Genomic DNA, 13791 nt, shown 5'->3' with positions numbered 1-13791 from the left:
CAAGCATATCCGTTGGCGAAAATTGGATCAAGATTCCGAAGTGCAATCCGATAAAAGCCGTTATTCACCGTCCGATTCTTGGCATCGTAAGAAGCATCACGGTAACAAAGGATCGTGTAGGAGACTACTACGCCTCTGTTCTATGCGAAACAGGAGAAAAAGAACCCGAACCTATCAAGGTGCTTAAAGAATCAGCAATTAAAGGAATTGATGCAGGGATTAGAGTATTTCTTACAGATTCGGACAATCAGGAGATTGCGAATCCGAAGAATCTAACCTGTCAGCTGAAAGTACTCCGTAAGCTGAGCAAAGCCGTCTCCAGAAAACAGAAAGGAAGTCATCGAAGAAAGAAAGCAGTAGCGAAACTAAGCAAATTCCATCGACAAGTCTCTCGGAAAAGAGAGGATTTTCAGCATAAGGTCTCGAAGCAAATGGTTGACGAAATCCAAGCAGTCATTGCGGAGAGTTTAAAAATCAAGAATATGCTGCGCAATAAAAGGTTATCTCGTTCAATAGCAGATGCAGCGTGGGGCAATTTTTACAACAAACTTGCCTACAAATGCAGGAAAGCAGGAAAGCTGTTTGTACAAATAGACAGTTTCTATCCTTCTTCCAAAACATGTCCCCGCTGTTTGCATAAATTTGAAGGACTGACCCTTGCAATGAGGCAATGGGTTTGCCCTCATTGCGGACAGCATAACCAACGAGACTATGCAGCTGCATTAAACATCAAGCGGCAGGGCATAGTGCAGTTAAAGGCGGCTGGGCATACCGTCTTGCGGCAATAGCCGCAACTCATGGAGACACTGTAATTCCTTACGAATGTAAGGTTGGAGTCGATGAAGTGAGAAGCCTCGTCCGAAAGGACGGGGAGATGTCACAGGACCTTTTTATCTTCGTTAGTTCAGAATTGAGTTTCATTCTTGGCCAACCGTCCCCAGCCTCTGAATACTAAACTCTCCTCTCCATCACCGATGTCGGCCCTCTTAGAACTTTTTTGAGTATTTACCTTTCCTTCTACGCTTTGAGCTACAGGATTCTGGGAAAAAACCTAAAAGTGGACATAAATACCAGATTCAAAGTGGTATCAGAAAGCTTAACAGGCCTTAATAAAATGGTTTTGTGAACAAGGAGAAATAAATGAAATTTCTATCGACCACTACCTTATTAAGCTTTTCGATGTTACTTGCTACATCGGTTTTCGCTGCCGACAATACGGCAAATTCAAATTTCTTAAAAGAAGTAGACAAGAACCAATGTTTTGGTTGTCATAGCACTGCAATTAAAACGTTATCAACCCGAGGTGCCCACAAAAATTTAAACTGCACCTCTTGCCATGATATCGATGCAAACCACTTGAAGGCCCCTAGCGCAGACAACCGTCCTACGACGCACTTTGAATATGCGGCCTGCAGTCAGTGTCACCAGGAACAGCACAAAGACATTATGGATCCCAAGTACCACTATCAGTGGGCTTTGAACAATAAACCTCAGACGTATTCCGTCATTAGAGATATCGCCGGTGATAATTCCTTCAGAGACATTCAATATCGTTTGCCTAGATTTCACTCAAGCATCGTCACAGATTTAGCAAATATTCGTTCTGACGGTCGTTACGAATACAAAGACTTTTACAAAGACATGTCCAAGCCCGGCGCTCCTATGTGGGAGGCTTTAATTGACACCAGACCTCAAGAAGGTGATGCTATCAAGCCGTCAAAGACTCTGTCCCTAACATGGCGTCCGCATAAAGGAAGAGAGATTATGGGCCGCTCCGACTGTCTTAAATGCAAAACTAGCGACAATATGATGGATTTTGCATACCTCGGGAAAAAACATCCGAAAGCTCCTTTAGCTTTCAATGATCCGGATCACAAAGTATTGAAGACCGTCAACAACAGTTTTAACTGCATTACCTGCCATGATCCTCACTCCGCCGAACCAAGAATTGTTTTTGATCACTTGATAGAGGCCATGACCCATAAGGACTTCAAGGACTACAACTATCAAAAGAATGCCGGCAAGACAGGTTATCCGAAGATTGAAGTTTTCAATATGGGCGTAAGAGGCTATCCGAGAAAGATTGCTATTTTGGAAAAAGCTAATTCAAATTACATGTGCGGACAATGTCACCAAGGCCATAACCGTTCTGAAACTTTCTACAAAGATTCCGATGGTCAGCTTGCCCATCCAAAAGCGGCGATTGATCGAGAAGGATGGTCCGTGGGGACGTTCTTTGCAGCCGATCCAATCGAGCGTTGGAATATTGTCAGAGGCTTAGGACTGCATAATGGTATTGACAAAGAAACCGGTGTAAAAACAGTTTCTACTGACCATTATCACATGGAAACACTTGTTGGTTCTACACACGGTAAAGCCGGAGTGGGATGCACTGACTGCCATTTCGCGAAGAAAGAAAACGGTAAATTAGAACACCAGCCAAGCTTACCGAGCCTCAAATACAAGAACACATGCGCCCGCAGCGACTGCCACGGCAATCCGAATGGAGACAACTGGAGCGAAGGTCAAGCGGCTTATATGGTTGCGACTATCCAGCAAAGATACCGTATCCATAAAGAAAGACTCGAACGATACGGCGCCGCTGCTAGAAAACTGCTGATACAAGCGAAGAATGGCGACGTTAAGATACCGGAAGCTCAATACAAAGAACTTCAAGACGCCTACAGTCTGTATTTACACACTAGAGGTTGGTACTTCAGTGACTATTCCGAAGGAGTACATGATCCGAGGGGGTTTGAAAAGACTTCCTCCGAAGTAATCAAGAAATTAAGAACGGCCACAACCGAAGCCAATAAGGCCATCAAAGGCTAGGTAATCTTTAACTGAAGCGAAGTTTTATGCTTCGTTTCAGTTTTTTCTCACATTGGTGGTAAACAAAAGCATCGAGTGCTTTGATAATATTTTCTGTGCATCCTCTGTTAGAAGTTATTTGCTGACTCAGATTCCTATGACTCAAGCTATTAATCCATGTTTTCAGATTATTCGTATATCCAAAGAGAAAGGATCTCCTGCAGCTTATTATCAACTGTCAAAGAAAATCGAAAATCTGATTTCCGAAGGTTTTTTAAAAAGCGGAGATGAACTTCCATCTTCTCGAGTTTTGAGTTCTATTCTGAATTTATCTCGCACAACAGTCACACAGGCTTACAAGCGCCTATTAGAAGAAGGATGGATATTCAGTCAGAAAGGCCGGGGCTGTTTTGTCAGTGAATGCTCAATTGATTTGGATTTACATAAATCTTCCTTTGCGACGCTGTCCGGCAATATTAAGAAGCCTAAATTGCCAGTTAAAGCTGAAATTGCAAAACAAGCTTTACAGTTCCCAGTACAAAAGGAAGTACCTTTTGCTCTTATTGCGCCTGACATGGAAAGCCTGCCTGGTAAAGACTGGACAACAATCGTGGCAAGAGTTTCAAAAAGCCCTTGGATGCACAATGCCTACGCAGAACCGGGCGGTTATCGGCCGTTTAAAAAAGTCATTGCTGATTTGTTGAGAAGAAGCAGAGGGATCAATTGTTCCGGTTCTCAAGTAATTATCACATCCGGGGTTCAGGAAGACCTTTATTTAGCGTTACAAGCTCTGTTTAGTGAAGGCGCCAAAATCGCTGTTGAAGATCCCGGCTTTAGGCCTCATCGTGATTTAGTTGAATTTTTAGGGCACCGTCCTATTCCTATCCCGGTAAACGAGAACGGTATCAGCATCAATCAGCTTTCTAGCGATAAGGAGCTGGATGCTGTAATCGTCACACCGAGCTTTCAGTACCCGACAGGACATTTGATGAGTCTGGAGAGGAAACTGGAACTTATCGACTGGGCAAATTCTTGCGGAAAGTGGATTTTAGAAGACGGTTACGATACCGAACTTTTTACCGCTGACGAACCAAACCCTGCCATTGCATCCTTAGACAAGACAGGCTCAACCATTTACATGGGAAGCTTTACGAAAACAATATATCCTGGGTTCAACATGGGCTACATTGTTATTCCGGAACAATTAATTCCGGTTGTTGAAGGCATAAAAATGCTGACCCTCAGACATTCGAGTGAGGTCCACTCGGTAATCCTTACGGAATTTATTGAGGGCGGGTTCTATGAGGCTCATATCAGAAGACTCAAAAGAATGTATCAAAAGCGGCGCGAAACTTCTGTCCATTGCATCCAATCTTTTCTAAGCCAGTTTGGATCCCTGGAAGCTAATACCGGCGGTACGCATTTAACCTTTATCTTCAAACCTGAGTTAAAAATAAATGATGTCGAGTTAAACCTCTATTTACGACAAAATTATCATTTAGAAAGCCGACCTTTGTCCCCCTGTTATGTGGAGGATAAACCTCAGTCCGGTTTGATTTTAGGATACGCCCATTTCTCTGAACAGATATTGACTGACAGCTACCGTCGGCTAAGAGACGGCATCACAAACTTTCTTAAACGAGCCTATTTATGAGACAAGACATCGTCCGAAACAAACAAGTACTAAGTATTGAAGAATGTAAAGCCATACTGGATAGGAACATTCATGGCGTTATCGGTTTAAACGGAGATGACGGCTATATCTATACCGTTCCTGTAAGCTTCGTTCGGTATGGTGATCAGATATTTTTTCACGGCCGGCCCAAAGGCTATAAATCTGAGAGTTTTAAGCGAACCACTAAAACCAGTTTTTGTGTAGTTGATCAGAGCTTCGTAGTACCTTCTCTGCGAGCCAACGATTTCAGAAGTGTTATCGTTTGGGGACACCTCAAAAAAATTGAGACCGAAGAAGAAAAAGTCAAAGCATTACGAGCCTTGGCTCATAAATTTTGTTTCGGGATTCCTGACAATGAAGAAGAGATTCAATCTGCAAAGCAATATACAGAAGTGTACGCGCTCGTCATTGAATGCATGACCGGAAAGCAGGCTCTAGAAGAAGTGCGGCTTGCAGGCCAAAAACTCCGCGAGCAGAAATAGCAATGTTTCCATTTCCCGTCTTTGGAACTAACCACGGCCTGAGTGTCTGTAGTTGTATTCGATGCAATGGAAAATCTCTAGTAAAAATACTTCTCTGCTGTTGAACTTTTTGTTTTCTTATTCATAAGTAAACAGTTCCTGCCGGCGAAATCCGTTGTTCGAACCTCCTACCTGATGAACTCGGTTCTCCGGCAGCAACCGAAAAAAAGATTCAGCACTCTTGCAAGTATCCATAAGATCTTTCCTGAAATACGTCTAGCAAACCTGAGCGGCTTCAACTTTTCCGTATCTGCTTCCTACGACAGGCTGGCGCATAATTTCATCTTCGAGAGTTTTCCACTGGCGCTCGTCTATCGAAACGCATACCGAAGCAAAATTCTCTTTCATATGTTCTGTTCGAGTAGTACCTGGAATCGGCACAATCCAGAGCTTTTTAGAAAGAATCCAGCCCAGTTGAACTTGAGCGACGGACAGTCCGTGTCGATTTCCGAAATCCTTGAGCTTCTCGACAATCTTGTAATTCTTGCTAATCGCATCCGGCGTAAATCGCGGCAACGAAGACCGGTTGTCATTGACAGCGGCAAATGTCGTTCCAGGTGTAATAGATCCAGCTAAAAAACCTCTGTTTAACGGGCTGTAAGGAACAAAGCCTATACCTAATTCCTCTAATGTTGGAAATATCTTGTACTCAGCCTGACGCCACATAAGATGGTATTCACTTTGTACAACTGTGACGGGAAAAATCTTATGACTTCTACGGACAACATCTTCAGAGGCCTCACAAAGCCCGAAATATCTAACTTTTCCTTCTTTAACCAGGTCTTTCACCGTCTCGGCAACCACTTCCGGCGGAACTTTCGGATCGACACGATGTTGGTAAAAAACATCGATGACTTCTCTCTTTAGTCGTTTAAGAGAGGCCTCACAAACATTCCTAATTCTCTTAGGCGAGCTGTCCAGCGCTCCGTAAATCGGCTTTTCGTTTACGTCAAAGGCGTGACCAAATTTTGTAGCTACGAAGATGGATGAGTTGTCTCCGAGTGCTTCTCCAACCAACTCTTCATTATTGAAAGGACCGTAGATTTCAGCCGTATCAAAAAATGTACATCCGCAGTCTACAGCCTCCTTAAGAAGACGAACCATAGAAGCTCGCTCCTTGATCGGACCTCTATGGTGTGTCATTCCCATGCAGCCAAAACCTAGAGGACTGACGGTTAGAGCAGCCTCTCCTGAGCCGAGTGTTCTTTCAGTGATGTTTGTTAGTGTTTTAAAAATAACACTCATTTTCTTGACCTTATATTTGGAAACGGACATCTCCGTCTTCTTCTATTTGCTAATCAGGTTCTTCCTAAAGAAATCGGCTAATTTTGCAACAGTAGGCGCCACAAATTCTTCTTTGTCATACATAGCAAAGTGAGAGGCCCCGGGAACCACGACTAGCTCTTTTGGTTCTTTTGCTTTTTCGTAAGCTTCCTTGCTGAAGCGCAGCGTCTGTGCCTTTTCTCCAGCGATGATTAGGACAGGTCTGGGTGAAATAGCTTCCATGTGCTCAAGCGGATAATACCCAGCGAACAAGCCTAACGTTGCAAAATGAAATCTATTGGATGCATTGGGAGAGGCGCCCCGCTTCTCCCGATAGTAACTAAAGGCTTCTTTTGTGAAGTCATCGGTCTTATCCGTCCAGTCCTTTTTATCCGGGAGCAACGGAAAAACCTTCGGCTTTTCGCCTTTTTCAATCCGGCTCCATTCGTCAGCAACCGCGTTCAATGTATTTTGGAACTGCTCAAAGGAGACCTCAGCTCCTTCAATGCCGTGGCGCACGGCCCCTCCGATATCGTAGGCTACAACAGAAGCCGTAGCTTTGACCCGAGGATCGAACTGCGCCTCATGCAAGGTATAGCCGCCTCCGGCGCAAATACCTAAGGTACCCACCGCTCCGGTCCTTACTTCCTGACGATTTTCTAGGAAGCTCACTGCGCTTCTGATATCTCTCAGCCGTACTGAAGGATCTTCGTAATCTCTTGGTGTGCCGGTACTTTCTCCATAATGAGAGGCATCATAGGCCAAAGTAACAAAACCTTCTTTCGCCAATCTTTGAGCATAGAGACCTGCGGTTTGTTCCTTAACACCACCCCACGGATGACTCACCACGATAGCCGGATATTTTTGTGAGGCATCGTAATTAGCCGGAAGATACAAATTACCTGCGATTGTTTCCGGTCCGGATGCGAATTTTACAGAAGTTGATCCCAAAACATTAATACCGTCGGCAACGGTTTGCGCAGCCGCTGCTCCGGCCGCACAGAAGCCCACAGCTGAACAAAGAGCAAAATATCGAAGTTTGTTCCTCATGAATTCTCCTTAGATGGAAAGCCAATGTTTGAATTGCTTGGAAGCACCAAATCCGCTACCGTAAAATGCAATATTGCGATATTGATTTCCCGGCGCCAGTCGCTGAAGATCATCCAAAGTTGAGGCTTCTCCGCTGCCGCCGTGAGATGTGAACAGCATTAGAGTTTTTCCTCGAAGCTTCGTGTCTTGAAGAAACCTCTGAATTGGGTAACACAGATGTCCTCCCCACGTCGGAGATCCGATATAAATTACGTCATAGCTATCTAAATCTTTCTCAATCGGATAAATAGCCGGAAGAGTGTTTGCCGCACGCTCAGCTTTAAAGCGTTCGATTGTTGCGTCATAATCTGCCGGATAGGGAGAGGTGCTTTCGATTCTTATAGTTTCAGCTCCGGTTAGCTTCGCTAAAGTGTGTGCCAAAGTCTCCGTATGCCCAGATCTTGAATAAAAGACAATTAGACTTTTAAGATCTTTTCCAGCGGCGTAAGACGTAATCGAAGCGGAAAGAAAGCCCGTTAAGAAAGTTTGTAAGATACTTCTGCGATTCATTGATTTCTCCTTTGTGCTAGAAAGGTTGCTTTAATGCATACAAGGCCCACTCTTTAACTGTTTGTTCTGAATGTGCTAAATCGTCTCGGTTAATGGAAAGAGTCGGAAGAATTTTGGCATTCCGAGCGCACCGTCTAAGTTCTGCGCTTGTTCGAGCCAGTCCTCCTGTCCCATGAACGCAAAACGGAGCAATGATTTTTCCTTTAGTCGGAAGCATTTCCAGGAAACTGCAGACAGCCATCGGCAGCGTATAGCTCCAGTTAGGAAAGCCAAGAAAAAGGAAATCGAATTCAGGAAAAAGTTGTCGGCTGGATAATGCCGGACGATATTTACGCGTTTTTTCGTCAATGGCCTGGTCTAAGCATTCGTCGTAATTCACCGGATACGGCTCTTTGGCCAAAATAGGGAACACTTGTGCAGCAGTCGCCTCCCCTATCCACCTGGCCGCAATCGTAACTTGACCCGGAGCCTGTAGACTCGCACTCGTTGTTGCGTCGATGTCCGATGGTCTAATCTGTTCTTGGAACGTATTGTCATACCAGGAGTAATAGGCTACGAGAATCTTTCGTCCGGATCCCAAGACAATCGTTGGAAAAGCCGGTATAACTAATGCGGAAAGAATAAAGTGTCGCCTAAACATTGTTGGCCCTCCAAATTGGCAGTGTGTTCAAAAGAAGCCCAAAAAATACCGAGATAAACGGAACAAGGGTGACGAGAAAAAGTTCAGAATCATAATTTCGGAGCAAATCGACCATATTCATATCGAAGTCGCTGTATACAAAGTTCGGCAAACAATGCAAAGCGATGTATAAAGCTAGCATTCCCAAGGCAGCAAGACCGACTTTTACTATTCCTATTGCTTTGATCTTCTCTAGAGAAAGATGTACCCCAAAGTGAAAAAAAGAAAGTAAGAGAAAAACCATGCCCAGGCTATGATGCACGTCGATCATCAGTGCTTGTATTGTTTTGACTCTCAGCATAGGGAGGGCGTACCTGGAAAGAAGAGCTCCTGAGATCATCGTGAACAAAAATACAATCATTAAGGCAATTACAGAAAGGCTTTTAATCCTCAGGACCATGCCAAACCTCGGACAGACAGCAGAAAACCACCACTTCTGAGCCGCAGCGTGACACACGAAAACAGCGGCAGCAAAAAAGGCTAAATATTCATGCGCTTCTTCCTCGACCGCATTCATGCTCACGAGAAGCAGAATTAAAATCAGCATTGCGATTTTGAACATTACGAACCTCTTATTTCGTGAATTCAAAGACTTCGTAGGATTTAAGTTCGTTAAAAACAGACAGATCTGATGTGACTTTGCCCATTGGATAAACGGCCATACTCAAATGCGGCCGAGTACTTTGAGCATAGAAAATCGCAACTGTATCGTTTGTTGGGCAATAGGTTAAAGTGCCATCTTCAAAGGTGTACTGACCTTTAGAAACCGCATTGATTTTGCCGGGCATCGGTCCATAAAATTCCCGTCCGCCAAATTCTCCCATGCGTGCTTTCAGAGGAAGCTGCCGGTAAAACTCCATTGCCTCGGGAGTATTGTTCAGTTCTATGGTTAGATTTCTGCCTCCCACGGTGCATGAAATTTTTCTAAGAGAAGATGCCTGTGCATCCGGAGCAACGCGTTTTAACCAAGCAGAAACTCTAGTCGGAGCTGTATCTAAATCTGCTGAGGATAGTTGAAATCCATCCTTTTCAACTTGGCTTTGAGGCAAGAATCGGTTTAAGGAACCAAAAGCAGATGCACAGCCATAACCGTCATGAGTACAGAACGGAATCACACGCTTACCTTTAAGATCCTCTGTCGCCAAAAAGCTTACAACCGCTTGAGGAATTCTCATATTCCAGACTGGAAATCCTAAATAGATCGTGTCGTAAGGAGTTAAATCAGGTGCGGAAATGAGCTCTGGACTACTACCTCGGTTCTGTTCACTATGATTTCGTTCAATCGTTTCTTCAAAAGAATCCGGATACGGACTCTTCACTCTAATCGGATACACATCGCTTGAGTTGGTTTTGGCAATGATGTTAGCAACATAAGCTGATGAGCCGAGCTTGGAAGAAGGATGATAAGAGGCTTGAGTTACCGAGTCGACGGTTGGACTCACTGTATTCTCAAATTTAGAGAAATATACGACAGCAGTTTTGGCTTGTACCAAAGAACACATAAGAAGAGTCGTTAACGAGAGTACAACGGCTGAAGAGATACAAAGCTGTTTGTTCATGTCCATCACCTTTTAATTTGATAAACAAATTTTATAAATTCTCTTCTTTTATATCCAATACTTATTTATAATAGTATTTAATAAAATCTGTGCATGAATGGAACTTGAATATGGATTTACGTGTCCTCAGGTCTTTTATTACGATCTGCAAGCTCGGAAACATTACGAGAGCTTCCGAAGCGCTTTTTATTTCTCAACCGGCTTTAACTCGTCAGCTACAAGAATTAGAAGAAGAGGTTGGTACGAAACTGCTTAATCGAAGCACTCGCAACCTGACTTTGACTGAGAGCGGCTATCTCTTTTTACATCGGGCTGAAGAAATTCTTGCTCTTGCAAACCAAGCCAAACGCGAACTCTCTGAAAAAGGAGATTTTTTGCGAGGAATTGTTCGAATTGGAGTGGTGGAAACTTCGGCCATGGATTTTCTCACTGAGAAGATCGGAGAATTTACACGAGATTACCCGCACGTTTGCTTTGAAATTTACTCCGCCGACAGCGATGATTTAAAACGCTCTTTAGATGAAAACAAACTTGATATCTGCGTTCTCTTAGAACCGGTGGAAAGTGCCAAGTACATTCAAACTCCAATCCCGAGTAAGGATCGATGGGGTCTTGTAGTCAGAGAAATTGATATCTCTGAAGGAAAAACTCATTTTACTTATGAGGAAGTCAGCCAATTACCTCTCATCCTCCCAAGGCGCTATATCGTATTAGACGAAATCGCCAGTTGGCTTCATGTCCCTGAAAAAAAACTTAAGGTTGCGGCCTACCATAATTTACCTTCTAACGCACTTTCCATGGTGACGGCCGGCTTCGGTTCCCTTCTTTGCGTAGAAGGATCTTTCATCAATCGTGGAAAGCCTGGTCTGAAATTTCTTCCAGTAAAGCCTGAAAGAGCAGCAGGACATGTTGCTGTTAGAAAGAAAAACCGTTCTCTGTTCAAAGCCGCAGAATTCGTTTGGGAAATGCTGAAAAAATCAGGAAATTTTCCAGCGGCTTAAAATTTTTCGAGAAGAGGTTCCCGTCTTGACAATGCTCATTTTGTGCGCATAAGGAAAATCCGCAAGCTCCTGAAAGCCTGCGGATGGAATCTTGGTAGGCACAATTGGACTCGAACCAACGACCCCCACCATGTCAAGGTGATGCTCTAACCAGCTGAGCTATGTGCCTGAAGAGGTTTGAACTATACCAGTAGTTTTTTGACTTGGCAAGTCAAAATGAGAAATTTTTTCTAGACCGTTCATAACTATTTGTTTTATAATTAATGATTTTACATATTCTTGCATTTTAAGGATTGTATAACTGCATCTTTAAGAAATTTTTCGAGGTTTTGAGACAATATTTTCTATTGAATAAGCACAGACTCTACTCCTCCTCTTTTCTTCTCTAACTGTCGGCAGCAAGCCTGCTGTGCGACGGCGCTAAAAAGCCCGCGTAAAGCGGGCTGAAATTAATTCAGAAAATCGGATCCTATTTTCGGCGTGCACTTACCACGTTTTTAATTTCGCGAAGCGCATTCAAGGTTCTCTTCAAATCCTCCGAGTTCTTAATCTCAATAGTAAAGTTGAAATGCAAGTCTCCTTTGTTTCTCGAAGAGTTCATGGCAACTACCGGCTGCTTTTCCTTCGAAAATACTTCGGAAATATCCCTTAGCAAACCGACACGTTCAATGGCAATAATCAAAATCTCGACCGGGTAGCTTACATCGGTATCAGTTGTCCAAGACACTTCGATAAGTCTGTCATGGCCTTCATCATCAAGATTTCTGATATTGGGGCAGTCTGCGCGGTGTACTGTCACTCCCCGTCCTCTTGTCACGAATCCTACAATGGGATCCGGAGGAACCGGATGGCAGCATCTTGCTAATTGAGTCAGAAGAGAATCCACGCCGACAACGAGAACCTTTCCTTTATCGTGATGAGCTGTTTTCTTAGTTGTGGCGACCGTCTCTTCTTGTTTTTCCTCTACTCGCGGCGCCAGGACGTTTTCAATGGCTTTTTGACCTAATTCATCCTTACCTGCAGCTAAGCACAGCTCATCCACGCTGTCAAAGCCTAATTTCTTTGCCAGTTCTTCCAACTTAACCGCTGTTTTGCCTAAACGGGCAAGATCTTTGTCAATCTTTTCCCGGCCCGCAGTAATGGCTTGCTCCATTTCTTGAGCGTTAAACCATTGGCGCACCTTTGTACGGGAGCGAGGAGAAGCTACAAAGCCAAGTTCCGGGTTAAGCCAGTCTCTGCTAGGTGCCCCAACCTTCACGGTTATGATCTCAACCGTCTGACCGCTTTGAAGCTTCGTATTAAGCGGAACCATTACACCGTCAACCTTTGCTCCGCGACAACGGTGACCTAGCTCTGTATGAAGATGGTAGGCAAAATCAATCGGCGTACTGCCGGCAATCAAATCTAAGACCTTTCCCTGTGGAGTGAGCACATAAATATGCTCATCTTTAAGTTTGTCCGGAGTCGGAGTTTGCTGAACATCAGATTTCCAAGCCAACATTTGTCTGAGCCATGCCACTCGGTCTTCTTCATTTTCTCCGGCTTTTCGCTTAGAGCCTTCTTTATAGCGCCAGTGGGCTGCCACACCGAGCTCGGCGAACTCATGCATTGCGCGCGTACGAATCTGGATTTCCAAGGGCTTACCTTGCGAACCGACCACCACCGTATGCAAGGATTGATAGCCGTTTGGTTTTGGTTTGGCAATGTAATCGTCGAACTCTTTAGAGAGAACTTCGCTATTTTCTTGAATGAGAGAAAGTGTTTCATAGCACTTCTCAACGGAGTCAACAATGATTCGAACAGCCCTTACGTCATAAAGCTGCTCAAACTTCAGATTCTTCTTGCACATCTTCTTCCAAATGGAATAAATATGCTTAGGTCTGCCGCTGACGGAGGCTTGAATACCGTTCTTGACTAAAAGCTTTTGGATTCGTTTAACCGCCTCTTGAATGGAAGCAACTCTCTCCTCTCTTGTCTCTTCCAGAGCAGCTGCGATTTGAGCGAATTCTTTTGGTTTAGTAAAACGAAGAGAAAGATCTTCCAACTCCCATTTCATCTGCCAAATACCAAGCCTGTTAGCCAGCGGAGAATACAACGCTAATGTTTCAGCGCCATACTCTTCAGCGCCCGGAGCTTTAGTAGCTGCGAAATAACGAAGTGTTTGGAGTCTTGAGGCAAGTCTGAGAAGAACGACACGCAAATCTTGGCAAAGAGCAAGAAGGAGTCTTCTGACGGCTTCCGGCTGTTCGCTGATTTTTGCTTCACCTTCACGCGAACGTGCTTTTTCGCTCACATCCAAAACAACTTTGAGATTAGTAACCAGCTCACAAACGTGACGACCGAAATGTTTAGTCAGCCATTCTTTAGGATTTTTTAGCTGATCCCAGACAAAGAAAAGATAACCGGCAGCCAACAAATCATCATCGTCTCTAATTCCGCGAAGAATGTCGACTACGCCTTCTGCATGAGACATCACGGGCTCTCCCGTAAAAAGCACTTGCCCCTCGTAAAGCGGTTCAATGATTCTTCTGACTTCAGCCAGAGATAACGGAGGATTCGACTCTTCCATTTTATTTCCTACTTAAAATCTTTTATCAAAAACAGACCTGATACAGAACCTGTCTTCCTCATAATTCGGTCAATTCTAAATTAAGGCCAATTAGTTGTCGAAATCTTTTAAGAA

General features: G+C 44.0%; 12 protein-coding genes and 1 tRNA gene. 5 read left to right on the top strand and 8 right to left on the bottom strand.

Annotation, left to right across the window (positions count from 1 at the left end):
• The 4 genes from ACYQ4O_RS07420 to ACYQ4O_RS07405 all read left to right on the top strand — a co-directional run.
• A partial coding sequence (locus ACYQ4O_RS07420) for an RNA-guided endonuclease InsQ/TnpB family protein (protein ID WP_460175226.1) occupies positions 1-788 on the top strand: 788 nt, incomplete at its 5' end.
• Positions 789-1140: 352 nt separating this feature from the next.
• Positions 1141-2832 (top strand): ammonia-forming cytochrome c nitrite reductase subunit c552, encoded by a 1692-nt coding sequence (locus tag ACYQ4O_RS07415; protein ID WP_460175225.1) that lies wholly within the window; start codon positions 1141-1143, stop codon positions 2830-2832.
• Positions 2833-2968: 136 nt separating this feature from the next.
• Positions 2969-4465 (top strand): MocR-like pyridoxine biosynthesis transcription factor PdxR, encoded by a 1497-nt coding sequence (gene pdxR, locus ACYQ4O_RS07410; protein ID WP_460175224.1) that lies wholly within the window; start codon positions 2969-2971, stop codon positions 4463-4465.
• On the top strand, positions 4462-4968 hold the full coding sequence (locus ACYQ4O_RS07405; protein WP_460175223.1) for a pyridoxamine 5'-phosphate oxidase family protein: 507 nt from the start codon (positions 4462-4464) through the stop codon (positions 4966-4968). The genes pdxR and ACYQ4O_RS07405 overlap by 4 nt, the downstream gene beginning before the upstream one ends.
• Before the next feature lie 255 nt (positions 4969-5223).
• Here ACYQ4O_RS07405 and ACYQ4O_RS07400 read toward each other — a convergent pair whose 3' ends face one another.
• The 6 genes from ACYQ4O_RS07400 to ACYQ4O_RS07375 are packed head-to-tail and all read right to left on the bottom strand — an operon-like array spanning position 5224 to position 10107.
• A complete protein-coding gene (locus tag ACYQ4O_RS07400) occupies positions 5224-6252 on the bottom strand; it encodes an aldo/keto reductase (RefSeq protein ID WP_460175222.1) in 1029 nt (342 codons plus the stop codon).
• Positions 6253-6294: 42 nt separating this feature from the next.
• Positions 6295-7320, bottom strand: a complete 1026-nt coding sequence (locus ACYQ4O_RS07395) for an alpha/beta hydrolase (RefSeq protein WP_460175221.1) — start codon at positions 7318-7320, stop codon at positions 6295-6297.
• A 9-nt stretch (positions 7321-7329) separates the two neighbouring features.
• The gene (locus tag ACYQ4O_RS07390) at positions 7330-7869 is read right to left on the bottom strand and encodes a flavodoxin (RefSeq protein ID WP_460175220.1); all 540 of its coding nucleotides are present in this window, start codon (positions 7867-7869) and stop codon (positions 7330-7332) included.
• Positions 7870-7885: 16 nt separating this feature from the next.
• Positions 7886-8509 carry a flavodoxin gene (locus ACYQ4O_RS07385; RefSeq protein WP_460175219.1) on the bottom strand — a complete coding sequence of 208 codons (624 nt, stop codon included), beginning with the start codon at positions 8507-8509 and terminating at the stop codon, positions 7886-7888.
• Positions 8502-9110, bottom strand: coding sequence for a hypothetical protein (locus ACYQ4O_RS07380; protein ID WP_460175218.1), 609 nt, complete (start codon positions 9108-9110; stop codon positions 8502-8504). Before ACYQ4O_RS07380 ends, ACYQ4O_RS07385 begins: the two co-directional genes overlap by 8 nt.
• 10 nt (positions 9111-9120) lie before the next feature.
• Positions 9121-10107, bottom strand: coding sequence for a cyclophilin-like fold protein (locus ACYQ4O_RS07375; protein ID WP_460175217.1), 987 nt, complete (start codon positions 10105-10107; stop codon positions 9121-9123).
• Positions 10108-10217: 110 nt separating this feature from the next.
• Here ACYQ4O_RS07375 and ACYQ4O_RS07370 point away from each other — a divergent pair, with 110 nt between their 5' ends.
• Positions 10218-11108 (top strand): LysR family transcriptional regulator, encoded by an 891-nt coding sequence (locus ACYQ4O_RS07370; RefSeq protein WP_460175216.1) that lies wholly within the window; start codon positions 10218-10220, stop codon positions 11106-11108.
• Between the two features lie 92 nt (positions 11109-11200).
• On the opposite strand, the gene ACYQ4O_RS07365 is transcribed toward ACYQ4O_RS07370, so the two are convergent.
• Both ACYQ4O_RS07365 and ACYQ4O_RS07360 read right to left on the bottom strand, forming a co-directional pair.
• A tRNA-Val gene (locus tag ACYQ4O_RS07365) sits at positions 11201-11277 on the bottom strand.
• A 300-nt stretch (positions 11278-11577) separates the two neighbouring features.
• Complete coding sequence (locus tag ACYQ4O_RS07360) at positions 11578-13677, bottom strand: RelA/SpoT family protein (RefSeq protein ID WP_308514162.1); 2100 nt, start codon at positions 13675-13677, stop codon at positions 11578-11580.
• Between the last annotated feature and the right edge of the window lie 114 nt (positions 13678-13791).

Source organism: Turicimonas sp. TL08 (assembly GCF_054660695.1).
The sequence above is the reverse complement of the archived record's forward strand: the minus strand, read 5'-3'. Positions and strand labels throughout refer to the sequence as shown.